Origin of the sequence: Occallatibacter sp., assembly GCF_036502485.1 — a bacterium.
Lineage (GTDB): Bacteria > Acidobacteriota > Terriglobia > Terriglobales > Acidobacteriaceae > Telmatobacter.
The window spans coordinates 67,021-91,917 of sequence record NZ_DASXYM010000002.1; the positions used below are offsets into that span (position 1 = coordinate 67,021).

Consider the following 24,897-nt stretch of genomic DNA (forward strand, 5'->3'; position numbering starts at 1 on the left):
GCGAGCCATGCGAGCGCTTATCGTGGATGATTCCGGGTTTACGCGCAGGGTGCTGCGGGGATTGCTGGAAGCGGAAGGCTTTGAGTGCAGCGAAGCTGCCAATGCCCTGGGGGGACTGGATATTCTGCGCCGGGGAGAGTCATTCGACGTGGTGCTGGTGGACTGGAACATGCCGGGCATGAGCGGCGTTGAGATGGTGAAAGAACTGCGCCGGCGCGGCTTTGATCAGGTGAGGATCATGATGGTGACTTCGCTCTGCGACGCAGACGGAATTCTGCAGGCGCTGGAGGCGGGCGCCGATGAATACCTGATGAAGCCTTTCGATGGCGATGCGCTGCGACAGAAGCTGGCCCTGATGGGCCTGGAGGCTGCATGATGGGCGCACCCGCGCGGCGCACGCGCGTTTTGATTGTGGACGACTCGGCGGTGATGCGCAGCCTGCTGCGAAGCGTGGTTTCCGCCGATGCGCAACTGGAGATCGCAGGCACTGCGGTGGATGGCGCCGCCGCGCTGCAATCCATTGTGACGGCTATGCCGGATGTAATGTTGCTGGACGTGGAGATGCCGGTGATGGACGGGTTGGCCACGTTGAAGCGACTGCGCGCCGACGGGTGCCGGCTGCCTGTGATCATGTGCAGCGCGCTTACGCAGCGTGGAGCGCGGGTCACGATTGAGGCATTGGCGAACGGCGCTGGAGATTATGTGGCCAAGCCAGACGCCCAGGACAGTCGCGAGGCCGCTATTCGGACATTGTCGTGTCAACTACTGCCCAGGATTCACGCGCTGGTGCGCAGAACGCAGGCTCAGGTATTGACGGGCGTGCCGCCTGTGCGCCCTGTAGCCGCACGCGCGCAGGAGCCACGCGCTCCCGCGGTGGTGGCCATCGGAGTGTCGACGGGCGGGCCGGAGGCGCTTGAAACTCTGCTGCGGTCGATCCCCGGCGAGTTTCCATTGCCGATTCTGATTGTGCAGCACATGCCCGCACTGTTTACGGGCATGCTGGCCGAGCGCCTGGACAAGTGCTGCTCTCTGCGTGTGCGCGAAGCCGCGGAAGGGATGGCCGTGACGGCGGGCAACATCTACATTGCGCGCGGAGACCTGCACATGGAAGCGCTGAAGCCGGCAGCTGCCGGCAACAGTCCGACGCTGCACCTGACGAGCGGGCCGCCCGAAAACCACTGTCGGCCGGCCGTGGACGTTCTTTTCCGCTCGCTGGGCGCCACGTATGCGGGCAATGTGCTCGCGGTGGTGCTCACGGGGATGGGCTACGACGGACTGGCGGGCTGCCGGGTGTTGTACGAGCAGGGCGCCACGGTGCTGGTGCAGGATGAGGCCACGAGTACGGTCTGGGGCATGCCGGGCGCGGTGGCAACCGCCGGACTGGCTCACCGCGTACTGCCGCTGACGGAGATTGCGCCGGAGATTCTGCGGCTCGCTACAACCCGATCAAGAGAAGCCTTTATGCTTCAGGAACCCGTCTAGCCGTGCCGAGAACGACATCTGCTGTTGATTTTGGATTTCTGCGCAAGATTATTGCGGCCCACTCGAAGAACATTCTCGATCCGTCGCGCGACTATGTATTTGAAGCGAGGCTGGCGGGCATTGTGCGGCGCCGCGGCATGAAGGGACTGGGGGAGTTGGTGGAGTATCTGCGGAGCACGCGCGATCCGCATCTGGAATCGGCGGTGGCGGATGCCATGACCATCAACGAGACGAGCTTTTTTCGCGACGGCCGGCCTTTTGAACTGCTGCGGACTGATCTGCTTCCAAAACTTATTGAGGCGCGAGGCGGGGTGCGCGCGCTGCGTTTTTGGAGTGCTGCCTGCTCCACTGGACAGGAGCCCTATAGTCTTGCGATTCTGTTGCGCGAACATTTTCCATCGCTGGTCAACTGGCATGTTCGGATCGAGGGAACGGACATCTGCGAGGACGTGGTGCGACGCGCGCAAGCAGGACGTTTCCAGCGCATTGACGTGAACCGCGGCCTGCCCGCGCGCTACCTGGTGCGGTACTTCAAGCAGGACGGCGACGAATGGGTGGTGGGACCGCCGGTGCGATCGCTGTGCAATTTTCAGCAAGCGAACCTCTGCAGGTTGCCGCTGCCTTTCCGCGCCAAGTTCGACGTGATTTTTCTGCGGAACGTGATGCTGTACTTTGGTCCGGAAACGCGTCGAACATTGATGTCGGCGGTGCACCGGCTGCTGGCGCCCGATGGACTGTTGATCCTGGGTTCGACCGAGCAGCCTGCGGACCCGTCGTTATGGTACGCGACGCTTGCGGGAGGAACATGCTACTTCCGCCCGCGCGTGACCGTATAAGTCAGACCGGAATGTCGCCAGAGTTTCCGAGGAGCGCCGCAACTTCGGTGTGCAGCCGCTCGGTGATTTCTGCCTCGGACACTTCCGGTGCGAAGCGCAGTGGCTCGCCCACGCGCACCTCGAGGCTGCCGGAGCGAAACCAGCCGCGGCCGTGCGCCTTCAAGTCGCCCAGGCCGCGCAGTGCGATCGGCAACACCGCTGTGTCGGATTGTTTGACGAGCAGACCGATACCCGGCCGGAAGCGGGCGAGTTGTCCTGCGGCGGAACGCGTGCCTTCAGGAAATACGAGCACGTTGAATCCCTGATCGAGAGCTTCGCCGGCATGCGCAAAGCTGCGCTGAAAATCGCGCGACCGCGGCAGAGGAAACACGTTGAACAAGGCGGTGACGGCGAACCATGCCAGCGGGCCGAGCGGATAGAAGCCGCGTTTGTGGGGAGGCCAGTCGGGGTTACGGAAATGACGGAAATCCTGGAGCATTTCGCCGGACATGGCTGTGGCAACGTGGCGGCGGACAGGCCCGGGCAGTGCGTATTGCACGAGGGGTCCGTCGTATGCGGAGACGTGATTGGAGATGATGAGGATCGGCTCGTTGATCCTGCTGCGCAGATGGGGAGGCGCGACGACGCGCGGTTTGGCAAGGATGCGCACCAGCGGGCGCATGATGAGTTCGATGAAGACGGCGCGAATTCCCTGCACCGCGCTCCACCACGGCCAGCGGGGATATACATAGTCGCGTTGTGCTGATTCGGTGGGATAGGAAGGCGGAAGCGGTTCCGTGATGATCGGCTGAACCGTTTCGGCGCGAGAGTCGTGCAGTGGGGTTGGATTTTGGAGCACAGCGGAGTGCGGTTGCGCGGGCAACTCACGGAGAGCAATTGACGATGACGGACGCGTGGACCTGCCGGAGACCAGCGCGCGCACGTCGCCCAGCGTCTGCACCTGCTCAAGCAGGCCGCTCTCCGGAGGCATGCCGAGTTTCTGCTCAATGGCTGCGGCCAGTTGGACGCGGCCGAGGCTGTCGAGGTGGAGATCTTCGTCGAGCCGCAGGTCATCGCTGGAGGCGTGCGGCGTTTCGCCGGTGATCTGCGCAAGGGTGGCGAGCAGCCAATCGTGCGCGGGTCTGAAGGCTTCCGATGCGGGGCGCGTAGCGGCTGCGGTGTTTTGAGTTTCGTCAAGCCATGCAGCCACAGCTTTGCGGCGCACTTTGCCCACAGGCGTGCGGGGCAGGTCAGGCTCAGGGTAGAGCATCCAGCGGCGCACGCGCTGGAATTCCGGCAGCAGCGCATTGGCCTGTTCGATGGCTTTGGGCGCGAGGTCTTGCGATCCCCGCATGGCGAGGACGGCGCACGGTTCCGGACCCGCGGGGGTGTGCATGGCAACCACGGCGCAGGCGGCCACTCCGGGCTGCTGCTCGATGACGGCTTCGAGGTCTTCGGGGTGGATGTTGACGCCGGCCGCGGTCACGATGACCTCGCTCTTGCGGCCGAGAAATTTCAGCTCGCCCGTGGACTGCGCTTCCGCCAGATCCCCGGTCGCGAGCCACTCGTCCTCGCGTTGGCGCAGCTCGCCGCCGGCCCAGGTTGCGGTGGAGATCATGGGGCCGCGGACGAGGACTTCACCATCGGGGCCGATCTTGACTTCCCGTCCGGGAAGCGGTTTGCCGATGGTGCCCTTCGCGACGTGGAAGGGATGATTGAGCGTGATGAGCGCGGTGGTTTCGGTCATGCCGTAGCCCTGCACGAGCACGAAGCCGAGGGTGTTCCAGAACTGCTCCACTGCGGGCGCAAGCGCTCCGCCGCCGGAGATGAGCGCCCAGAACTTAAGTCCGAAGGCGCGATGCACATCGCGGAAGACCCACCACTTTTTCCATGCGCGCAGGTTGTGGGAGGCAATGACGCGCTCTGCGAGCGCAGGATGTGTTGATTCGAGATAGGTCTTGAGCAGCGCGAAGACGCGCGGCACCGCAGCCAGTACGGAGATGCGCTCGCGGTGGATCGTCTCGATGAGGCGCGGCGCCACCAGACGGCTCTCAAAGTACACCTGCGCGCGGAAGATGGGCGGAATCCACAGGCCCATGGTCTGGCCGAAGACGTGGCTCAGGGGCAGGGTATGCAGGAAGCGCAGGGGGTGCACGTATTTTTCGTAGCGAAGATACTTCTGCGCCGCGTCTTCAATGGGGCCGACGCTGGCGAGCACATTGCCATGGGTGTGCACGATGCCTTTGGGGTCGCCGGTGGTTCCCGATGTGAAGAGAATCTGCAGCGGGGTGTCACGATTGAGTCCGGCGATGGGGGCGGCCTCTTTGCCGGGCAGCGATATTGGCCATGTTTCAAACGCGATCCGCTGGTAGTGCACAGGCAGTTGGCGCAGGAGCAGCGCATCGCCGACGGCGAGCTTCGGCTGCACGTCAGAAGCGACGCGCGCCGCGAAGTCGGCGGAGCCGTAGGCGTCGAGCGGAACTACGAGCACTCCGCGCAGAATGCATCCGTGGTATGCGGCTATCCATTCGGCGCTGTTTTCGCCCCACAGAAGCACGCGATCGCCGGGTCCGATGTTGTGCTCTGCGAGATAAGACGCGAAGCGTGCAGCCAGGCGTGCGATGTCGACGTACGTGGAAACGCGGCGACGGTTCCCCTGGTAGCGAACTACGGCAATCTCGCCGCTGTACGACCGAAATTCTTCAACGAGTGTTCCCAGGTGCTCGCGCATGACTTGGCAGGTTCATGCTAACAGCGCAGGGCCAGCGCGGCGCGAGGGGTTGTGACACTTTGCAGAGCGCACACGCGCTTACTGCATTTGCCCTTGACCTGCGCCCTGCTCTTCGCCGTCCGCAATCAATGGCGCGTTGTCGCTGGGTTGAGCGTCCTCAAGCATCTGCGCATCCGCGAAGCGATAGCCGACGTAAATGTCGGTGAGCAGATACCGGGGATGCGCGGGATCGTCTTCGATTTTCTTGCGCAACTGGCGGACGAAGGTGCGCAGGTACTCGACCTCCTCGCGGCAGTCGGCGCCCCACACGGCGGTGAGCAGGCGGGCATAGGTAATGACGCGGCCGGCGCGGCTCATGAGGCAGTGGAGGATGTCGAATTCCTTGCGGGTGAGATGAATGGGCTGGCCGCGCCGGGTGACGCTGCGGCGCGCGGGCATCAGGCGGATTTCGCCAATCTCGAGGGGGGCATCTTCAGGCGGGGCGGGCGCCTGCACGCGGCGGACAGCGGCGCGGATACGGGCCACCAGTTCGCGCACGCCGAAGGGCTTGGTCACATAGTCGTCCGCGCCCAGCTCAAGGGCGTTGACCTTTTCTTCCTCGCGATCGCGCACGGTGAGCATGAGGATGGGCAGGCGCGGCGCGGCGGCCCGCATGCGCCGCAAGGTTTCGATTCCACCAATGCCCGGCATGTTGACGTCAAGCAGCACCGCATCGAACGGCTCTGTGCGCAGTAACTCAAGCGCCATTTCGCCCCGCGAGGCTTCAATCATTTCAAAGCCGAGTTCCGTGAGCGGCGGACGCAGGGCGCGGCGAATGGCCGGCTCATCGTCAACAACGAGGACGCGAATGGCGGAGGTGGTCATAAGTTAGTCCTTTCAGTATGCGGGGTCATGCGGAGTGTCCGCATTTGCTACGGGCGCGACGGGAATAGCCGCAAAAAAAGTGGTGCCTTCCGCTTCGTCGCTCGACACCCACACCGATCCACCGTGTGCAAGAGCCGCGCGTTTGGCGATCGAAAGGCCTATGCCAGTGCCCTCGGCCCGGGTGGCCGATGCCGAGGAGCGATAGTAGCGATCGAAGATCCGCTCGCGGTCGGCCGCGGGAATCACCGCGCCGAAGCTGTGCACCGACAGCAGAATCTCTCTCTCCGATCGTTGCGCGCGGACGGTAATCTGCGCGCCGGCGTCAGAGTATTTGCAGGCGTTGTCAAGATACTGCGTGAGCAGCATGGAGATGAGCCTGCGATCGCCGGGAAACGAGAGGTTGGCGGGGTCCATGTGGATGCGAATGTTGGCCCCGGAGGATCTTTCGCCGAGGCCGGCCAGGACTTCTTCAATCAGGGACTCTGCATGGACTTGCTCGACATGCAGCGACAACACGGCGCCTTCTCCCTCGGCTGAGCCAAGCCGCGCGGTGGTGAGCAGACGCGTGGTGAGTTCGTTCAGCAGAGTGGCCTGCTCGTCGATGAGGGCCACCAGCTCGGCCTGCGCAGGCGAGAGCTTGCCCATTTCTGCGAGGCCGCTGGATGCCGCGCGAATGGCGGTAAGGGGAGTCTTGTAGGCATGCGCGAGGCTGTCAAGCACCGTGGCGCGCATGCGCTCGGCTTCGCGTTCGGCTTCAATGCGGGTTTCGTTTGCCGTGGCGCGATAGCGATCGAAGGTGATGGCGATAACTGCTGCGACCGCGCTGTTACTGAGCGGCTCCATATTTCCGCGCACGACCACGCTGCCGATGGGCACGGCGCCGAGCCTTACCACGCGGCGACTCACACCGGTGTGTGGATCGTCGTCTGAAGATTCAAAGTGATATACGTTCTGCGCCAGTTCGCTGGGGTCCACGCTCCACTTCCCTGCCTGGTAAACCTCCTGCAGGTCGGCGTCGAAGATGGCTACGCTTTCAAGCGCGAACATTTTTTGCAGATGCTCAGCCAGTTTGGGCCCGGGCTTGCTGCCGAGGTTCATCTGCAGGGTGGCACGCGTGAATTCGTACAGGCTCCGCATCTCAGCGGCCGACGAGTTGGCGCGGCGCGCGGCGCGCAGGGCACGGCGCAGCACGGGGGTAATCCGCCGAGGACGGATGGCGCCGAGAAAGCCCTGATGCGGAATTTTGTTTTCCGACAACCTGCACCAGCCTGTGTCGTTCGGTTTGCTGTGGCGTTGCCTTTCAAATTGCGGCAACTTCGCCTTCAGGCCTATCGCAGCTTGCATTTGTTTATGTGTTGCCTACCGGAGAGCCTTGCAGGAGCAGCCGCGATGAAAGTGATTGACGCGATTTTAGCAGATTCTTTATTTGGCCCTTAGAGCGACATTAAGGTAAAGAAGCGTTTCTTAATTGCATCCTTATGAGCGGGCTGGTCAACTTCAACCAATCGCAGCCAACTCAGAGTCCGTTCGGCTGCGACAGGGCCCCACTGGCCGTAATCGCTAAACAACGACCACAACCATGTGGCGGTGATTGAAATCGCACGGCACGCCGGTCAGCACTCTCGCACGGCCTGCCTTCTCCGCAAACTCTGATTCCCGAAGTTCGATATCTGTGCCTCCTGGCAAACTCTGCGTTGGGCGGCCCCGGGGAGTCGTTGTCTCAATCAGTCGAAATCCCACCGAGTTTGGCGGTGGAGAAAGCGGATAACTACATGGATTTGAGGTCAGGCCTTCGCACACTTACAGCATCCATCACCCTGGCTGCAGGCTTTATGGCCGCGGCACAGACCGATAGTTCCTCTGCTCCGCAGGCGCCCGCGCCGGCTGCCGCGGCTGCGCCAGCCCCGACGCCGTGGAAGATCGGGCCTATGGAAGTAAGCGGATTCCTCGATGGGTATTACTCCTATAACCCTAACAATCCCACGGAGGAAGCTAACGGCAAGATGAATGACTACTATAACTTCAACCAGGACGCGAATCAGCCGGGATTAAGCGCTGCCAAGCTCACGCTGAATCATGATCCTGCTCCGATTGGGGCGCGCGTCGACGTGGTTTATGGCCGCACCAATCGGCTGATGAACGCAGCGGGCCAGCTTGAGTATGTGGAGCAGGCGTTCATGAGCTTCAAGCCTGCCAAGTGGAAGGGTCTTGAGATCGACGGCGGCAAGTTTGTGACCTTTGCCGGCGCCGAGGTGATTGAGGCCAAGGATAACTGGAACTACTCGCGTTCACTGCTGTTCGCCTATACGCTGCCTTACTGGCATTTTGGCGGGCGCGCCAGCATGCCTCTGAACAAGGTGGATACAGCGGGCGTGCAGGTGGTGAATGGGTGGAACAACATTACGCACGCGGTGGGCGGTCCCACGATCGGCATCACGAACACGCTCACCCAGACCAAGTACACATGGAGCGCCGATGTGTATACGGGCAAGGCGGACTCACCGGGGCAGAACGGCTACCGCAATTTGTTCGACACCACGCTGTTGCTCACGCCGACCCCAAAGGTCAGCGGCTATGTGAACTTCGACTTTGTCCAGCAGAAGAACACGGTGACCTCGCAGGGCGAAGGGAACAATACAAGAAACAACGCTTTGGGTATTGCCATGGCGCTCCACGATCAATTCACGGGCAAGATGGCGGCAAGCGGCCGTTATGAAACGATGAATGACGCCGAGGGGTTTGCCACGGGGACGCCGCAGATTCTTCAGGAGTTCACCGGCACCTACGAATACAAGATGAAGTACGGCCTGCTGAGTCGGATTGAATTCCGCCACGACTGGTCAGACCAGGCATCGTTTCACAAGGACAACGGCTTTACCGATTCGCAGACCACGTTGTCGGCCGGCGTGATTCTTGTCATCGCGCCCAAACGCTAGCAAACTTGCGATCTTCCCTGTGGCCCCGATACGACGGCGGCTAAATTCGCGTCGCCCCGAACACTCCAATTGGGGAAATACCTGAAGGACACGGAGGAACGTTGAACACTCAGGCAGTTCTCATCGAAGTTCTACTGGCGGGATTCTTTGCGGTGGCATGTTTCAAGGCACGTTCGAACGCCTCACTGGATCTGCGCGTTGCTCCCCGCTCGCTGTTTGTGCTGACCAGCCGTATTGAACGGCTGCGGCAATCACGCTTGCAATGGTGTTCGATGGTGCTGCTGCTATTTCTGGTGCGCATGCAACAGGGCACACCTCTCATGGCTGAGCTAACGGCGCTCGCTCAATTTGTGTTGTTTATGGCACTGCCAACCGCTAAACGGGCGATGCCAGCGCTACGGGCGCGCTGAGTTTCGAACGGGACTCGAGGGTGTGCGGGCGGCGCGCACCGTACTTACGCAGGTAACCGAATACAAACGGCTTCATTGCAACGATTCAACTACAACCATCAAGGAGGAGTTTAGATGGCGGCAACCAAGTCACAGGGCAAGGCCTTCACGGTATTCGTGGCGGGAGTCACAGTGGGAGCAGCCGGCCTGGCGGCTGTAAGTACGGGATTGGGAAAGGTCGGCCTGGTCGTAGGCCTGGCGCTCACCGCAGTATCCCTCGCAGTCTTTTTGAAGATCAAGCCTGAGGAGGGCGACGTTCCGAAGATCTCCATGTCGGCGGGACTCAAACTGCTGGGGCTGGTGCTGGCGATCAGCGGGTGGTTGATCGTAATTGCCGGCCTGAACCTGAGCACGAGTGTGTCGGGGCGCATGGCCGCGACGATCGTGGGTATGGTGGTTACGCTTGCGGGCATCATTGGCGTGCTCCCGTTCGCCGCAAACAAAAACGCTATCTGGAAAGCCTGAGAAGAGACAGGTCGCATTTCAGCTGCCAACTTTACTGGAGGTTTTAATGAGATTTGCACGCCTAGCATCCTGCGTGTGCGCGCTTGCTGTCATGCTCCCATCACTGGGGGGAATCGTAGCCTCGGCACAAGGCACACCGTCTGCCTCCGCCGCCGAGTTGAAGGACGCGGCCGGCAAGGCGCCTGCCAGCACCACCCTCGCGGCCGGCGATCCGGGGGGCACCGCTACTGGCTCAATCACGGACGTGCCTGTGAGCGACGCCAAGACGGGCCTTAGCCTGGGTGATGTTGCCAATCAAGTAGGCCAGAACAAGATCGGCATCAACTTCACCTGGACGCTGGTCTGCGGATTTCTGGTTATGTTTATGCAGGCCGGATTCGCCATGGTGGAAGCGGGTCTTTGCCGCGTAAAGAATGCCAACCACACGTACATGATGAACTTCTTCGTGTACGGCTGCGGGCTTTTCGCATACTGGATTATCGGCTTTGCGATCCAGATGGGAGGCGCGGCGGGAAACGGCAACCTGGGCGGCCTGGCGCCATTGTCCGGGGAACACACGCTGAGCCTGTTCGGCCATACGTGGGGTGTGTTCGGCCAGACGGGCATGTTCCTCGCCGGCCACTCGTATGACGTGGGCGTGATGGTCATCTTCCTCTTCCAGATGGTCTTCATGGACACGGCGCTGACGATCGTGACCGGCGCGTGCGCAGAGCGCTGGAAGTTCCTCACGTTTGCTGTCTCGTCGATCATCATGGGCGCGATCACCTATCCGCTGTTCGCCAATTGGGCGTGGGGCGGCGGCTGGCTGGCGCAACTCGGGACCAACCTGGGTCTGGGCAAGGGATACGCGGACTTCGCCGGTTCCGGCGTAGTGCACGCTGTGGGCGGGGTCACCGCGCTTGCGGTTGCCCTGATCGTCGGACCGCGAATCGGCAAGTTCAACCGGGACGGGTCAAGCAATGCCATTCTCGGACATGACATGTCGGCGGTGCTGATTGGCTGCTTCATCCTGGCCTTCGGGTGGTTCGGATTCAACCCGGGCAGCACGCTTGGAGCTTCGGGCGCCGGTTGCCTGAGGATCGGCTCTGTGGCTGTGAATACGATGCTCGCCGGTTGCACTGGAACGTTTGGCGCGCTGTGCTTCATGTGGGTGCTCAAGGGCAAGCCGGATGCGTCCATGGCGGGGAACGGATTGCTTGCGGGGCTGGTGGCGATCACCGCGCCCAGCGGATTCGTGAGTCCCGTTTCCAGCGGAATCATTGGCCTGATTGCCGGGGTGCTCGTCTGCCTGAGTGTTTCGTTTGTGGAAAACAGGCTTAAGGTGGACGATCCGGTCGGCGCGATTTCAGTGCACGGGGCATGTGGTATCTGGGGTGTTATCTCGGTCGGTCTGTTCGCGGATGGAACGAGTAACTATGGCGGTTCGTGGAATGGCGTCTCGGGGTCAGTGACTGGCCTGTTTTATGGCGATGCAACCCAGCTCGTTGCTCAGCTTGTGGGCGTCAGCACGCTGATTGGATTTGTCTTCACGTTCAGCTTCCTCCTGAACTGGGTACTTGACATTTTCATGGGGCAGCGGGTTTCGGCGGAGACCGAACTCGCCGGGCTGGATCTCCCGGAGATGGGACAACTCGGCTACCCCGAGTTTGTGTTTGTTCCCGAACCTGTACACCTGAGCGCCACTCCGCATATGGCTGTGGCTTAACCCTGTTGTTTCACGCAGCGGGGCTTCGGAATGGAGTCCCGCTGCCAGGTCCTTGTTTCTGGTGAGGTTTAAATGTTGCATACATCCCAAGTCGACGATCCGATGTTTTCATTGGCGGTGCAGGCTGCACCGCCGAGTCTTTTGCCGGCACCGTTGCCGGTGGGAACCTCAAAGCAATTGGCGCGGATGTTCCGGGATCCGCGGGTGCTGGATGAAGGCGAGCGCAAGGGGTTGATCGCGGAACTACGCGAGGCTGTGGCACTGACGCCGCATGTGGCGGAAGTGCGGGTCCTGTTGGGCATGGCGCTTTGCGTTGACCTGCAGGTGCAGGAGGCGATGGAACAACTGCGCACGGCTGCCGCGCAGGCGCCTAACACCTTCATTGCCAGACTTAAGTACGGTGAGCTGCTGATGCGCCTGCGTATATGCGACAAGGCCGAAGAGGAGACCCACCAGGCAGCCTTGCTGGCATCGAATGCCGCCCAGTCGGAACTCGCTCGCCGCCAGGCCGCGGCAATTCGCACGATGCTCCGCGAAGGCATTGAGCGCGGCGGCTACCAGGGGCTGCTGGGGCGGCTGTTCCGCCCGCGTTCCGCTGCTCGATCCACACAAATCGCAACCGTCGCGCCGGGGGGAACTAACTGAATGCCAGCGGCCCTGCAACTCGCTCTTCTCATCGCCATTCTTCTCGCGGCCGGAAAGCTGGTAGCGGCGGCGAGCATGCGCATCGGAATTCCCGCCATTCTGGGCGAGCTTCTGGTGGGGGTGGCGGCAGGGCCTGGCTGCCTGAACATGCTGCACATGCATATGTTCAGCGGCACATCGGCAGCGGATGCTTTCATGCTGATCGCGCAGATCGGCGGCCTGGTGCTGATGTTCATGGCGGGGCTGGAGACGGACATTGAGCGCATGCGCCAAGCCAGCGCGACGGCATTTCTGGTCGCGCTATCAGGCGTTATATGGCCTTTCGCGCTGGGTGCGGTGGCAGCTCATGCTCTGGGCCTTTCATGGAGCACCTCGTGCTTTCTGGGCGGCGCGCTGACCGCGACAAGTGTGTCGATTTCAGCGCGTACGCTGATGGATGCCGGTAAGATGGCCTCGCAGGAAGCCAGCGTGATTCTTGGCGCGGCTGTGATCGACGATGTCATGGGTTTGTTTGTTCTTGCCTTTTTGGCCGCCTCCTGCGCGACCGGCCCGGCGAGCGCATTTGGTGTGGCGCCCTTTCTCAGCAGCAAGCTGCAGGAGCACTTCGCTATCGCGCAGAGCCATCCGCTCACTGTGCAGATGTGCATGATCGCGGTATGTGTGACGTTGTTCTTTGTGGTTTCATTAGCCGCTGCCCGTAAGATGGCCGATCCGCTGATGAGATTTTGCAGCAAGCTGCCCGTCAACGAGGCCGTGACCGCATGCGTACTTTCCCTGGTACTCATCTATGCGGTGAGCGCGGAATGGCTGGGCAGCGTTGCCGGGATTACGGGGGCGTATCTACTTGGCTATGTGTTTGCGGAAAGCAAGCTCAAGCACACCATTGAGGGCACATTTCATGCTATCGGCCATGGCCTGTTGATTCCGCTGTTTTTTGTCTCGATCGGCCTGGCGAGCGACTTCAGGGCGCTCAGAGGTCATTGGGTTCTGCTCGGAGCGATCTTCGCGGTCGCGGTGGTTACCAAGCTGATCGGCTGCGGATCGGCAGCCCTGGCTATGGGAATGGGGCGGGTGCGAAGCCTGCGGGTTGGATGCGGCATGATTTCGCGAGGCGAAGTTGGCCTGATTGTGACCGCGATGGGCGCCACCGCAGGCATATTTCAGCAGGCCGAAGTGGCAGTCATGGTCGCCGTTGTGCTGCTCACCACCCTTATAACGCCTTTGATTCTGCGCGGAGCATTCATGCTCAAGGATGCCCAGGAGGAGATGGCTGAGGTGGTGGCGATGGAGGCCGAGGAGGAATTCGCCTTCGAAGCGCGCCGGGCCTGACGGCTCGCGAATTCGCTGCGCACTCCTGTCGCGACTGTGGAAAACTCGGCAGGACTTCCGGGCGTCGCGGTGTAAGTCGCCTGAAGTCCAGCGGAAATCGCTTGTCATTCAAGTTGGCGCTCGTTTGAGTTGCTATGCTTTTATGCATGCTCCGGCTGTCATGCGCATCCCAGCGTGGGAATCTTCACGCGGCCCTTATGATCCGCCTCGTACACTTTGAGTAAACCGTTTTTCGACAAAAGGAGATCCATGTCGACTGAGTTTCGCAATTTTCTAGCCCTCTCGTATGAAGAGCTGGAAGAGCTTAATCTGCAAGCCAAGGCTGAACGTGCAAATCGCGTGTCGATCGATGAGATCCGCGAGAAGCGGCTGAAGTATCTGACCGACGAGAAGCGGATCAAGGCAGTGACTGTGCTGTTTTCCGATCTGGAAGGCCGTCTGCATCTGCTTGACTACGACAAGAAGTTCCTGCTGGGAAGCTACGAAAACCTTACCTTCGACGGCTCGTCGATCCGCGGTTTTACTGCGCAGAAGGAGAGCGATCTCCGTCTCGGCATTGACTGGAGCGCGTTTTACTGGGTGCCCGCCGATGTATTCGGCAACGGCAAGGTGCTGGTTTTCGGTACCGTGATCGATAAGGATGGCACGCCCTACAGCGGTGACATCCGCGGCGTGCTCAAGCACTACTCCGACACGCTCTATGCGAAGCAGGGCCTGACCCTGAACGCGGCCAACGAAATTGAAGGCTTCCTGTTCGCGGGACGCGACGCCGAGCGCCGCTTCCACGAGACCAACAAGTTCGAATTCATCAACACCGGCGGCTATTACCACGTACTGCCGCTCGATCCGCTCCGCCAGTTCATTGATACCGCGGCTGAAGTGCAGCGGGCCATGGGTTTCCAGAACGAGAAGGATCACCCGGAAGTAGCGCCGAGCCAGTTTGAAATCAACTACAGCTACGGCGAAGTGGTGGCGGCCGCGGACCAGATTCAGCTCTACAAGCTGCTGACCCGCCAGATTGCCAACAACATGGGCTACACGGCATCGTTCCTGCCCAAGCCGGTGGTAGGCGTGAACGGCAGCGGCATGCACACCAACGTGTCCATCTCGAAGGGCAAGACCAACCTCTTCTGGGATGAAAAGGGACAGGAGCAGCTTTCGGGGTACGGATGGGAATTTATCGATCGCATCCTGACGCACGCGCTGGATATCTGCCTGATTCTGAACCCCAGCGTGAACGCCTATCGGCGTCTGGACCCGCACTTCGAAGCGCCGAACCAGATCAAGGCTTCGGCCACGGATCGCGGTTCGATGGTGCGAGTGCCCATTGGCAACTCGCGTTCGATGCGCGTGGAAGTGCGCTCGGTGGCACCGGACGCGAACCCCTACCTGGCGCTCTACTCCATTTTCAAGACGGGCGTGGATGGCTCCACCGCCAAGATTGACAACCTGCGCCAGGCGGAGCGCTACCTGCCCGACAACGTGCAGCAGGCCCTCGAGGACTTCAAGACCTCCAAGTGGATCGCCGAGATCCTGGGAGCCGATGTTCAGGGCCGCTACACGGACCTGAAGCAGGCTTCAGCCGACCGCTGCGCCCGCGCACTCGGCACCTTCGTCAAGGCGCCGGAAGTGCAGTACCACCACGAGGTCTACAACCAGTCGCTCTGGAACCTGTTCTAGAGCGAACTGCTATTGCTCACAAGAGCGGCGCAGCCTGCCAGGCTGCGCCGCTTTCTCATGAGTCGCAGAAACCCGCCACTCCCTTTTTGCGCTGCCGAGCGCAGCGCATCGGGTTCTTATGGAACCGCCTTTGCTGTTTCTCATCCTGCCGAAAAGCGGCCTTGCAAGGCTGGCACAATTTAGAATGATCCCCATTCAGCCACATGGAACCTGCGCACGGATTCTCGTCATGTGAGCACGGTAAAAGGAACCCCGAATGAGAATTGCCGGAGCCGCAACGGCCCTTTCCCTCCTCTGCACCTTGGCAACAGCACAGCATCCTCGCCGGTACACGGATCAGGACTACGCCAACGCTGAGAAGCTCATGGCGTACAACGTGAACCCGCTGGCATTCGAAGGGCAGGTGAAAGCGCAGATTCTCGACCATGGGCGCTTCTGGTACAAGGCTGTGGATAATGCCGGTATCACGTATACGCTGATCGACCCGGCGGCCAACACAAAGCGTCCGGCCTTCGATCACGAGAAGCTGGCCGCGGCACTCAATGCGGTTCCAAACAGCGATGTGAAGGTCGACGCTAAGCACCTTTATCTTGCGGACCTGGAGCTCTCCGACAGCGACCGCGTGCTGAACTTCTCCGGCTGGGGCAATATGTACCGCTGTGATCTTGGAGCTACGCCGGCAGCCTGCAGCGTCGCCTCCGCGGAGGAACACGACAGGCCAGGCGCCGGCCACCCGGAGCCGCACCCGCCGCTCACGCTCTCACCGGACAAGAAGCTGGGCGCCTTCATCCGCGGCTGGAACCTGTGGGTGCGCAATCTGGCTACAGGTGAGGAGACGCAGCTCACCACGGACGGAGTGCAGGACTACGGCTATGCCACGGACAATGCGGGATGGAAATCATCCGATGCGGCGATTCTGCTCTGGTCGCCCGACTCCGCGAAGATTGCCACGTTTCAGCAGGATCAGCGCAAGACCGGGATGATGTACCTGGTGCCGGTGACCAACACGCATCCCGAACTCAAGGCGTGGAAGTATCCGCTGGTGGGCGACAAAGACGTCACCATGATCGAGCGCGTAGTCATCGATGTGCAGGCGCGCAAGGTGATCCGCCTCAAGATGCCGCCCGATCAGCATCGCTCGACTCTGTGCGATGACGTGGCGTGCGAGGGCACGACGTGGTCTGACGTGGAGTGGAGCCCTGACGCCACGCATCTCGGCTTTGTCTCCACATCGCGCGATCACAAGCAGGAGTGGCTGCGGGAGGCAGATGCTGCTACGGGCGATGTGCGCGAAGTAATGGCAGAGACCGCGCCCAAGTTTTACGAGAGCGGCAACGGCAAGATCAATTGGCACTATCTGCCGAAGTCCGGCGAGATTTTGTGGTTCAGCGAGCGCGACGACTGGGGCAATCTCTACCTTTACGATCTCAAGACCGGGCAGTTGAAAAACCAGATCACGCACGGGCCCGGCAACGTAACCGAGGTGCTGCATGTGGACGAATCGAAACGCCTGATCTACTTCGCAGGCGTGGGCAAGGAGAAGGATCGCGACCCGTACTATCAGCACTTCTATCGCGTGAATTTTGACGGCACGGGGCTGCGCCTGCTCACGCCCGAGAACGCCGACCACGATATCAAGATGGCGCCTGGAGGAGAGTTTTTCGTCGACACGTATTCGACGCCTACGGAGCCGCAGACGACAGTGGTGCGCGATACGGAAGGCAAGACCGTGATGGAGGTGGCGCGGCAGGACATCTCCAAACTCAAGGCCTCGGGCTGGCAACCGCTGACGCCCATCAAGGTGAAGGGGCGCGACGGCAAGACGGATCTGTATGGGTTCATGTTCAAGCCGACGCACTTCGATGCCTCGAAGAAGTATCCCATTGTCAATTACGTCTACCCCGGCCCGCAGACTGGCTCGTGTGGCAACCGCAGCTTTCGCGCTTCGCATAGCGACAATCAGGCACTGGCGGAGTTGGGCTTCATTGTGGTGTGCATTGATGGCATGGGGACGCCGTGGCGTTCGAAGACCTTCCACGAGGCGTACTACGCCGACCTTGGTGACAACACCATCCCTGACCAGGTGGCCGGCATGCAGGATTTGGCGCGCCAGTATCCGTTCATCGATCTCAATCGCGTGGGCATGTACGGGCACTCCGGCGGCGGCAACGCAACGGCTGCGGCGATGCTGCATTACCCGGAGTTTGTGAAGGTGGGCATCGCCGAAAGCGGCAATCACGATCAGCGCGATTACGAAGATGACTGGGCCGAGAAGTGGTCGGGCCTGGAAGAGAAGAATGCGGATGGAACCAGCAATTACGACTCCCAGGCAAATCAGAACTTTGCGAAGAACCTGAAGGGGCACCTTCTGCTGGCTCACGGCACCATGGACAACAATGTGCCGCCGAATAATACGCTGCTCCTGGTGGACGCGCTGATCAAGGCTAACAAGGACTTCGACCTGCTGATGATTCCCAATGTGCCGCACGGCTACGGCCCCGCGTCGAACTACATGGCGCGCCGGCGGTGGGACTACTTTGTGCGCTACCTTGCGAATGACGTGCCGCCGGTGGAGTACAAGATGAAGCCGTATTCGTTTGTGCAGTCGGTCAACCGCGGCGGCCCCGACGCCGAGGCGGGAGAGGATGCAACGCAGCCGTGAGCTTTTGGCTGCCGGCAAGACGGGGACGGCGCAGCCAATGGCTGCGCCGTTTCAGTTCTGAGGCTGGATTGATAGGGATTAGAAAAACAGAACGCGTCGCTTTGCAGAAGTGCGATGGTCAACCAGGCGTGAGCATTACAGCGCTCGGGTGAGAGCGGCCAGGTCCTAGACGCCGACCTCGGTTTCTTCTTCCACCAGCACAAAGGACCCCGGCGCGCGATAGGCGCCGCTTTCTGCTCTGGCAATTCTGCGGTTGAGGATCCGCCTCAGGTTGTGCGCCAACTCGTCATCGAGACCAAGATGAGAACGCTCTTCCATGACAGACAGAATGTCGCGAAGGGAGGATGAGGATGCCTTGGCCTTGCTGTTCTCTTCGACCATCTTGAATACTATATTAACCGAGTTGCGGCTCCGAGCCAGACGGTAACTTGCCGCGCGGCTGTACCGCAAACGCGTACACGACAGACACTTGCCCCAACTTAGTTGCAAATTGACGCATGCCGGTCGCGCGCCAATCGGCCATTGATGTCCTAATTTGGGGAGATTGGTGGACGCGGCTGGAATCGAACCAGCAACCTGTCGGTTAAGAGCCGAATGCTCTGCCAGTTGAGCTACGCGTCCACTGCATGGAGCACTGTGCGGCGGGAATTGCAGGCACAGTGGCGCGAAGAACGTCTCGCGCTACTTGATGAATATAACATAGGCGCGCGTCGATTCCAAAAGCGCGGAGACACGTGCGCGTGTGTGCCCTGACGGTCTGAACCGCGATGGCAGAACCTCACAGACTGTGCTCGGAAAGAGGACTAAAACGTGAACGCGAGGCCGGCGGTCAGGCCGCGCTGATCCTGCGCAAACACCAGCATGGAACCATCTGTGAGCACGAAGGGCCGCTCGCCCTGGGCAAGCACATTGCGCAGGTCGATCATGGCATCAAGGCTGCGTGCGCCAAGACGTGCAGCATACACCGGCTGGCGCAGATGGATGTTGAGATAAGGCTCGTCGGCGTCGGCGGCGAAAGGAGCGATGCGGGTCACCGTGTCCTCAGGCTGCCAGCGATAACTTGCGCGCCAGCGGGTCCCGGTGCCGTCCAGGGTACCGGAGAGAGACAGGGAATACATCTGGGCGCGACGCGGACGCGCCGAAGAAACGAGCTGGCCCAAGGGAGTGGGACGCTCGGTGGCTTGCATCACCAGAGCATCGCCATTGGCATACCTCAGCCGGACATGGTTGCCGCGCGGCAGCTTGCGCTCCACTGTGGCCACGATGCCGGTGCTTGAATAGCCTGTTGCCGCAGCCCGCATCAGCCGGCTCGTCTGGTCATACATTGCGTCTGGAGAGGACGGAGCACCGTTGTGCGCCATGGCCTCGATCACTGGATTGCTCAGGCTGTCGGCATAGAACATCACGGCAACACCCGAGTCGTCGGTACGCCGCTCCCACCCGATCTCCTGGTGCATTCCGCGCTCCATCACCAGGCGGCCGTCGCGCAGAGCAAGCGCCGGCATCCACGCGCCCGCCTGCATCTCGCTCAGGCCGCGACCGTCAGGAACAGCGGTGGCAAAGCGGTAGCTCACCGTCGAATCGCCTTTGCGCCAGCCGATGGACAGGTACGGGAGAGCTGCAACGACCGTGTTGGGGGAGTCCTGGGCGAACCGGGCAAAAATCTGGCGGGCTCCTGCCTCGACCTGAAATTCGTCGCCCATGTTGATGTTTTCAGAGGAGTTGACCGCGGCCTCGTTCAGGCCTTCCGCTCCGCCACCCACCACTTCAGGATGGATGGAGACCGCGCCCACAGACTGGACGGACCCGGCGAATCCCAGCTCCTGCCGGAATCCCAGCGTGGATTCGATACTGGCGTCGGTGCCGGGCGCGAAGTCGACGTGGGCCAGAAGTTCGCGGCTGTCGGAGGGCGTGTCTTCCACTTCAAACGTGATGCGCTGGCCATCTTCGCTGAAGGTGCCGGCTCCGCCGGTGGCCATCAGGCGCGCCTTCAGCTTGGGCTTGGAGCGTCCGTCCGAGACCACCACCAGTGGCCCGTCCTCCAGCCAGCGCAGCAGCGGACGGTTAGCTGCCGAGCGCAGCGTCCATGCCCAGTCGTCTTTCTGGCCGTTGGCGGAACGCGGTTGGGCGGGGAGCCATTGCATCACCTCATACAGGGTGTTGAGGGTCAGGTTCACAACAGTGGCGGTCTGCACGCGGACGTTCTCGCGCAGCGAAGGCAGGAATGCGGTACCCATGGCTTTGATCGAGTAACGGCCGGGGCTCACCGTGGAGAACGCGAAATGTCCTTTGGAGTTGGTATAGACGCTGGCGGCTACGGACAGGTCGGGACGCAGAAGCTGGACCACCGCGCCCATTTGCGGCACGCCGGCAGAGTTGCGCACCACGCCGGACACGGATCCGGGGGTAGCTCCGTGAAGCGGAGCTACGCCCAAGCCGGCGAGTGTCAACAACAACGCGAGATGGAGCCTTCGGAGTATCACCTGTTCTGTGTAACCCGGCGGCGTCCCTGGCGGAATGTCTCCAGCAATTTGCCCCGTGCTCGTTCCAGGCTCTTGGGTCCGGTAACTGGTGCGCGCGGGAGTGTGCTTACTATTCCACGACAAAAGGTGCCGATTGCGCAATCTCTTGTTTTGAGATTTCGTCGTTCACCTTAATTGTTACCTTGTACTTGCCTGGCTGAAGACCGGCCATGGGGAGCGATTTCTCAACGGTGAGCTGATCGCTGTGCGCCCCCAACTCCTTTGAATCGAGTTGTTTCTCGAAAATTACGTTGTTCGTTGCCGTATCAATAATCTGATACGTCACGGTAGCGGCGTTGCTTTTGGTCTGGTCGTTGATCTGCAGATTGTAGACCTGCATCCAGAAGTTTAACTGCTGATTGCGCTTGAAACTGATGGGCACGGCGGGGGCCGAACTCACGCGCGGGCAGATTTTGGTGTTCCCGATCACGCAGTTTCCCGCACCAATGGAGTGCGAATCCACGGCAGCCATCTGGTCGGCGAGGATCAGTGTCGACGTCGCCAGTTTTTCGTCGTAGAACTTGGGCACTTCGAGACTGCGGGCGTAGAGGCCCATGTGGTCCGGGTTGTGCACGTCCTTGATGGCGATATCCAGGCGGTAGGCTCCGGGAAGCAGCGGCAAGGCCTTCCAATAGATGGACTGGCGATCCAGGCTCTTTTCCAGCAACTCAGCCGGCTGTTCCACCTCGACGGTATCTTCGAAGGTTTGCACGGTGCGGTGGGTAATGGTGGTGACCTTGCCCAGAATGTTGACGACGCCGCGGGCCACGCCATTCTTGGTCTCGAAGGTGATGTCGCGGTTGCGGATTTGGAGCGTCACCGGAACGAGCACGGTATTGTCGGTGACCTTGACGAAGTCGGTACGCACGTCGAAGGGGAACGGAGGGCCATTCATGATCTTGTGCTCCGACATGAAGCCTTCCAGATCCTTGAATTTCACGGGCGGCGGCGCGAACAGCTTCGCGGCCAGCTCGATGCGGTCGAATTCCTTGGACTGCTGACTCGAAGCCATGGGGCCGGTTCCGAGGGTTTCCGGTCCGCCATGGAAACGGTCCTGTTTCTTGGCCATGCCCATCTGTTCCCACTGGGTGAGGCCCATGCCCGGCACGCGGAGCAGCGCGTCTTTTTCGCCACGATCGATGGTGAAGTGGTAGTCCCCGCACATGCAGGTGTCCACGAATTCGATGTCGATGTTGTCGCCGACACCTTCGAGATAGCGGTAGTGCCAGGTTTCGAAGGGGAAGGTGGAGGTCTCGCCGCCGCCTTCATCGATGGGGCGCTGGTAGGCGCCGCCGGAAGGGTGGGAGTCGGTGGAGTCGGGCTTGCCGAAGGCGATATAGATGTGACCGCGGTCCGTCTTCCAGCCTGGCTTGCCGGCAGCGAAGTGCTCATTGGCGTAGGCGATACGGCGATAGTGCTCTTCGCGGAACTCGTTTTCGGGGGAATCCGGATTGGGGTTGCGGCGCAGCCAGAAGGTCTCAATGAAGGCGTCGCGCTCTTCGTCGTTGCTGAGGTTCTTAAAGGCTTTCCGTTCTTCGTCGCTGATGATGTAGGCAACGTCCTGGTCGAGCCAGGTCCGATAGGCGCCCTTCAGCTCTTTTTTGACTTCCCGCTGGGCCTGGAACTGCTCCTTGTCGGAACGCTGGCGCTTGAGGGGATCGGGTTCGTCCTGGCCGGTGGACGGCTGGGCTTGCGCTTTGGGGGTTGCGGACTGCTGAGAGAAGAGCCGGCTGGAGGAAACCGGTATCAGGCCGCAAACCAATGCGACGGCTAGGAACGAACGGCGGTTGGACATCATCGGGGTTGAAACTCCTGGATTGCCCTATTTTACGGGTACACGGAACACCCGGCAAGACTCCACCCGGAGTTGGCTGGGTATTGGACGTGGTTCCGGGGCTTTAGGTCATCACCGCATCGCCGCGAAAAAGAGTTAGAGCCTACACTGAATGTTGAGACTACGGTGGCGAGCGTTGCGTCCATTAGGCAGGCGCACCCTGGTAAACCTTTGAATCCCGCATGCGTGTTTGCAGGACCGGGCGAGAAGTCTTTGGCCGCGGCAGGAAGCGCACTGGCTGGAGCGGGCGTGCCCGAACAGTTGTAGATGGCGTCAAATTTCTGACTTCACAATGTTTATATACGCAAAAGCGACACTTCAACCGGATCCTGTGGAACCGGCAATGCGCAGATTGCGTAAACTGGTAGGAATCATCCCTGGGAGCAAGCACCGAACATGAAGAAGATTGTTCTGATCGTTGTCGCTATTCTTGTCGCCGCCGGGCTTGTGACCTTTATGGTGGTCAAGCAGCAGTCTGGCTACACCAAGGTCCTCACCGCCAAGATCGTGCGGGAGGATTTGTCCACGGTCATCAGCGGAACCGGCCAGATTAAGCCCAAGACCTACGTGAACGTAGGCGCCACGTCGTTCGGGCGGATCACCCACCTCTACGTTAAAGAAGGCGACCACGTGAAGAAGGGGCAGACGATCGCCACCGTGGAGAGCGTGCAGCCGGAGGCCAATGTGCAGGCGCAGCAGGCGCAGATCGCCTCAGCCAAGACGGACGTCAACTCCTACGTGGCAGCGGAAAAGACCGCGGAAGCCAACCTGGAGCGCGCCAAGGCTGATCTGGAGCAGAAGAAGCTCGACTGGGACCGTGCGCAGAGCCTGCTGCAGGCCGGCATCATGGCGAAGCAGGATTTCGACGCCAAGAAGGCCGCCTATGACACGGCTGTTGCGACCATCGCCCAGATGCAGGCGACTGTGGCGCAGTCCAAGGCGCAGACCGAGTCGCAGCGCGCCCGCGTCAACAACGCCACGGCGCAGCTTCGTTTCAACGAGGATGCGTTGAATAAGACCGTATCTGTGGCGCCGTTTGACGGCCTGGTAACGAACCTGCCTGTGCGCGAAGGCGAGACGGTCGTCGTCGGCATCCAGAACGCCGAAGGCTCCACGCTGATGACGATAGCCGACATGAGCGTGGTTACGGCCGAGGTCAAGGTGGATGAAACGGATATCGTGAACGTCAAGATCGGGCAGGCTGCGGACATCACGGTGGATGCCATCCCCGGCAAGGTGTTCAAGGGCCATGTCACGCTGGTGGGCGATCAGGCGCTGCTCCGCTCTACCGGAGTGGCCACATCGCAGTCCACCACCGGCACGGAAGAGGCCAAGGACTTCAAGGTTGTGGTGACGCTCGACCAGCCGGACGAGTCGCTCCGGCCGGGCCTTTCCACTACGGCCAGGATCACCACCGCCCATAAGAACAGCGTGCTGTCTCTGCCGATCCAGGCGCTGACGATCAAGCCTGAGGACAAGCCAGCCACAAACGGCAATGTCCAGGCCGCGTCGAGCAGTTCCGGATCCGGTTCGGGATCGTCCACCAACCCGCTGGATCAGCAGGGTGTGTATGTTCTCAGCAAGGACAAGCAGGGCAAGCTGCGAGTTCACTTTGTTCTCGTAAAGACGGGCATCACCGGCGCGACCGACATCGAGATTGTGTCCGGCCTCAAAGAAGGCGACGAAATCGTCACTGGTCCGTATAAAACATTGCGAGGGTTGAAAGAGAATTCGCTGGTGAAACGGGATACGGTGAAGCCCGCTGTTGCGGCGCCGAACAACTCGTAAGCATCTAAGCCGGGGAGTTTGAACGGGCGCGGATAGAGACTGCGTTCGACGGCCTGGATGGGCTTGCAATCGCGGATTGGCTTTTAACCCTGCTGCAACGTTTTCCGGGAAGCCGGAGGCCGGCCGGCCGGCCGGGAACCGTAAGCTTGGTAATGCGTATCTACTGATACGCGCGCAGGTGAATCCGCTTGCCGCGCCGGAGATTCCGGATTGCAGCAAGGCAGAGGATGAGATGGGAATGGCTCTAGACAGCATCAGCACTGAAGAGTTGGCACAACCCTCCAGCCCGCCCGACGGCGATGTGATCGTCGTCGAGGACCTGTGGCGCACTTATGACATGGGGGCCGAGCAGCAGGTGCACGCGCTGCGCGGGATCAATGTCCGCATCCGCCACAACGAATACGTTGCCATCATGGGTCCCTCGGGCTCCGGCAAGTCGACGCTGATGAATCTCATCGGGTGCCTCGACACGCCGACCCAGGGCCGCTACTGGCTCAACAGCCAGCTCGTCAGCGAGCTGGACGATGACCAGCTGGCGCGCATTCGCAACAAGGAGATCGGCTTTGTTTTCCAGACATTCAACTTGCTGGCGCGGGCGACGTCTCTGCACAATGTCGAGCTACCGCTGATCTATAACGGCACCCCGACGGCGGAGCGCCTGGAGCGCGCGAAGAAAGTGCTGAGCGATGTGGGGCTCGAGGGGCGCATGCATCACAAGCCCAACGAGCTTTCCGGCGGCCAGCGGCAGCGCGTGGCGATCGCCCGCGCGCTGGTCAATGATCCTTCGATCATCCTGGCCGATGAGCCCACCGGCAACCTCGACTCCAAGACCGGCCTCGAGATCATGTCGCTGTTTGACAGTCTGCACGCCAGGGGCAACACCATCGTGCTGGTGACGCACGAGCCCGACATCGCCGAGTATGCTCACCGGGTGGTCCACATCCGCGACGGCCAGGTCCACTCGGACGAGCCCTCCAAGCGGTTCCGGTA

General features: G+C 61.0%; 19 protein-coding genes and 1 tRNA gene. 13 read left to right on the plus strand and 7 right to left on the minus strand.

All coding sequences use genetic code 11. The features are described 5' to 3' along the window. Positions 1 to 7: 7 nt before the first annotated feature. Genes VGL22_RS00395 through VGL22_RS00405 form a run of 3 tightly spaced genes read left to right on the plus strand, consistent with a single transcriptional unit; the run spans position 8 to position 2,318 of the window. On the plus strand, positions 8 to 376 hold the full coding sequence (locus tag VGL22_RS00395; protein ID WP_465264889.1) for a response regulator: 369 nt from the start codon (positions 8 to 10) through the stop codon (positions 374 to 376). After that, the gene (locus tag VGL22_RS00400) at positions 373 to 1,482 is read left to right on the plus strand and encodes a protein-glutamate methylesterase/protein-glutamine glutaminase (RefSeq protein WP_465264890.1); all 1,110 of its coding nucleotides are present in this window, start codon (positions 373 to 375) and stop codon (positions 1,480 to 1,482) included. Before VGL22_RS00395 ends, VGL22_RS00400 begins: the two co-directional genes overlap by 4 nt. Positions 1,483 to 1,484: 2 nt before the next feature. Then, on the plus strand, positions 1,485 to 2,318 hold the full coding sequence (locus VGL22_RS00405; RefSeq protein WP_465264891.1) for a CheR family methyltransferase: 834 nt from the start codon (positions 1,485 to 1,487) through the stop codon (positions 2,316 to 2,318). 1 nt (position 2,319) lies between these two features. Here the strand turns inward: VGL22_RS00405 and VGL22_RS00410 are convergent, their stop codons facing one another. The 3 genes from VGL22_RS00410 to VGL22_RS00420 form a co-directional block, all read right to left on the minus strand. Further along, positions 2,320 to 5,028, minus strand: coding sequence for an AMP-binding protein (locus VGL22_RS00410; protein ID WP_465264892.1), 2,709 nt, complete (start codon positions 5,026 to 5,028; stop codon positions 2,320 to 2,322). A 78-nt stretch (positions 5,029 to 5,106) separates the two neighbouring features. After that, positions 5,107 to 5,892, minus strand: a complete 786-nt coding sequence (locus VGL22_RS00415) for a response regulator transcription factor (protein ID WP_465264893.1) — start codon at positions 5,890 to 5,892, stop codon at positions 5,107 to 5,109. A gap of 12 nt (positions 5,893 to 5,904) precedes the next feature. After that, positions 5,905 to 7,083, minus strand: coding sequence for a sensor histidine kinase (locus VGL22_RS00420; RefSeq protein ID WP_465264894.1), 1,179 nt, complete (start codon positions 7,081 to 7,083; stop codon positions 5,905 to 5,907). A 581-nt stretch (positions 7,084 to 7,664) separates the two neighbouring features. On the opposite strand from VGL22_RS00420, the gene VGL22_RS00425 reads away from it, so the two are divergent. The 8 genes from VGL22_RS00425 (at position 7,665) to VGL22_RS00460 (ending at position 17,763) form a co-directional block, all read left to right on the plus strand. Further along, positions 7,665 to 8,828 carry a porin gene (locus tag VGL22_RS00425; protein ID WP_465264895.1) on the plus strand — a complete coding sequence of 388 codons (1,164 nt, stop codon included), beginning with the start codon at positions 7,665 to 7,667 and terminating at the stop codon, positions 8,826 to 8,828. Between the two features lie 101 nt (positions 8,829 to 8,929). After that, complete coding sequence (locus VGL22_RS00430) at positions 8,930 to 9,238, plus strand: hypothetical protein (RefSeq protein ID WP_465264896.1); 309 nt, start codon at positions 8,930 to 8,932, stop codon at positions 9,236 to 9,238. Between the two features lie 114 nt (positions 9,239 to 9,352). Beyond that, complete coding sequence (locus tag VGL22_RS00435; RefSeq protein WP_465264897.1) at positions 9,353 to 9,742, plus strand: hypothetical protein; 390 nt, start codon at positions 9,353 to 9,355, stop codon at positions 9,740 to 9,742. A 46-nt stretch (positions 9,743 to 9,788) separates the two neighbouring features. Next, on the plus strand, positions 9,789 to 11,447 hold the full coding sequence (locus VGL22_RS00440; protein WP_465264898.1) for an ammonium transporter: 1,659 nt from the start codon (positions 9,789 to 9,791) through the stop codon (positions 11,445 to 11,447). 72 nt (positions 11,448 to 11,519) lie between these two features. After that, the gene (locus tag VGL22_RS00445) at positions 11,520 to 12,092 is read left to right on the plus strand and encodes a hypothetical protein (protein WP_465264899.1); all 573 of its coding nucleotides are present in this window, start codon (positions 11,520 to 11,522) and stop codon (positions 12,090 to 12,092) included. Continuing rightward, positions 12,093 to 13,421: a cation:proton antiporter gene (locus VGL22_RS00450; RefSeq protein WP_465264900.1), complete on the plus strand. Its 1,329-nt coding sequence runs from the start codon at positions 12,093 to 12,095 to the stop codon at positions 13,419 to 13,421. Between the two features lie 249 nt (positions 13,422 to 13,670). Beyond that, the gene (locus tag VGL22_RS00455; protein WP_465264901.1) at positions 13,671 to 15,101 is read left to right on the plus strand and encodes a glutamine synthetase family protein; all 1,431 of its coding nucleotides are present in this window, start codon (positions 13,671 to 13,673) and stop codon (positions 15,099 to 15,101) included. Positions 15,102 to 15,357: 256 nt separating this feature from the next. Next, on the plus strand, positions 15,358 to 17,763 hold the full coding sequence (locus VGL22_RS00460; RefSeq protein ID WP_465264902.1) for a S9 family peptidase: 2,406 nt from the start codon (positions 15,358 to 15,360) through the stop codon (positions 17,761 to 17,763). A 165-nt stretch (positions 17,764 to 17,928) separates the two neighbouring features. Here the strand turns inward: VGL22_RS00460 and VGL22_RS00465 are convergent, their stop codons facing one another. The 4 genes from VGL22_RS00465 to VGL22_RS00480 form a co-directional block, all read right to left on the minus strand. Then, entirely contained in the window at positions 17,929 to 18,144 is a 216-nt protein-coding gene (locus VGL22_RS00465; RefSeq protein WP_465264903.1) for a hypothetical protein, read from the minus strand. 164 nt (positions 18,145 to 18,308) lie between these two features. Continuing rightward, positions 18,309 to 18,384: transfer RNA gene (locus VGL22_RS00470), tRNA-Lys, on the minus strand. 182 nt (positions 18,385 to 18,566) lie between these two features. Further along, on the minus strand, positions 18,567 to 20,219 hold the full coding sequence (locus tag VGL22_RS00475) for a carboxypeptidase-like regulatory domain-containing protein (protein ID WP_465264904.1): 1,653 nt from the start codon (positions 20,217 to 20,219) through the stop codon (positions 18,567 to 18,569). 136 nt (positions 20,220 to 20,355) lie between these two features. Further along, positions 20,356 to 22,083: a GWxTD domain-containing protein gene (locus VGL22_RS00480; protein ID WP_465264905.1), complete on the minus strand. Its 1,728-nt coding sequence runs from the start codon at positions 22,081 to 22,083 to the stop codon at positions 20,356 to 20,358. A gap of 432 nt (positions 22,084 to 22,515) precedes the next feature. Here VGL22_RS00480 and VGL22_RS00485 point away from each other — a divergent pair, with 432 nt between their 5' ends. Both VGL22_RS00485 and VGL22_RS00490 read left to right on the plus strand, forming a co-directional pair. Then, positions 22,516 to 23,907: an efflux RND transporter periplasmic adaptor subunit gene (locus VGL22_RS00485; protein WP_465264906.1), complete on the plus strand. Its 1,392-nt coding sequence runs from the start codon at positions 22,516 to 22,518 to the stop codon at positions 23,905 to 23,907. Positions 23,908 to 24,145: 238 nt separating this feature from the next. Then, a partial coding sequence (locus VGL22_RS00490) for an ABC transporter ATP-binding protein (RefSeq protein WP_465264907.1) occupies positions 24,146 to 24,897 on the plus strand: 752 nt, incomplete at its 3' end.

What these genes read in the sequence shown, in the direction of transcription:
- VGL22_RS00395 (WP_465264889.1), top strand. Translation starts at nt 8, where the DNA reads ATGCGAGCGCTTATCGTGGATGATTCCGGGTTTACGCGCAGGGTGCTG.
- VGL22_RS00400 (WP_465264890.1), top strand. Translation starts at nt 373, where the DNA reads ATGATGGGCGCACCCGCGCGGCGCACGCGCGTTTTGATTGTGGACGAC.
- VGL22_RS00410 (WP_465264892.1), bottom strand. Translation starts at nt 5,028, where the DNA reads ATGCGCGAGCACCTGGGAACACTCGTTGAAGAATTTCGGTCGTACAGC.
- VGL22_RS00415 (WP_465264893.1), bottom strand. Translation starts at nt 5,892, where the DNA reads ATGACCACCTCCGCCATTCGCGTCCTCGTTGTTGACGATGAGCCGGCC.
- VGL22_RS00425 (WP_465264895.1), top strand. Translation starts at nt 7,665, where the DNA reads ATGGATTTGAGGTCAGGCCTTCGCACACTTACAGCATCCATCACCCTG.
- VGL22_RS00435 (WP_465264897.1), top strand. Translation starts at nt 9,353, where the DNA reads ATGGCGGCAACCAAGTCACAGGGCAAGGCCTTCACGGTATTCGTGGCG.
- VGL22_RS00440 (WP_465264898.1), top strand. Translation starts at nt 9,789, where the DNA reads ATGAGATTTGCACGCCTAGCATCCTGCGTGTGCGCGCTTGCTGTCATG.
- VGL22_RS00445 (WP_465264899.1), top strand. Translation starts at nt 11,520, where the DNA reads ATGTTGCATACATCCCAAGTCGACGATCCGATGTTTTCATTGGCGGTG.
- VGL22_RS00450 (WP_465264900.1), top strand. Translation starts at nt 12,093, where the DNA reads ATGCCAGCGGCCCTGCAACTCGCTCTTCTCATCGCCATTCTTCTCGCG.
- VGL22_RS00455 (WP_465264901.1), top strand. Translation starts at nt 13,671, where the DNA reads ATGTCGACTGAGTTTCGCAATTTTCTAGCCCTCTCGTATGAAGAGCTG.
- VGL22_RS00460 (WP_465264902.1), top strand. Translation starts at nt 15,358, where the DNA reads ATGAGAATTGCCGGAGCCGCAACGGCCCTTTCCCTCCTCTGCACCTTG.
- VGL22_RS00465 (WP_465264903.1), bottom strand. Translation starts at nt 18,144, where the DNA reads ATGGTCGAAGAGAACAGCAAGGCCAAGGCATCCTCATCCTCCCTTCGC.
- VGL22_RS00480 (WP_465264905.1), bottom strand. Translation starts at nt 22,083, where the DNA reads ATGATGTCCAACCGCCGTTCGTTCCTAGCCGTCGCATTGGTTTGCGGC.
- VGL22_RS00485 (WP_465264906.1), top strand. Translation starts at nt 22,516, where the DNA reads ATGAAGAAGATTGTTCTGATCGTTGTCGCTATTCTTGTCGCCGCCGGG.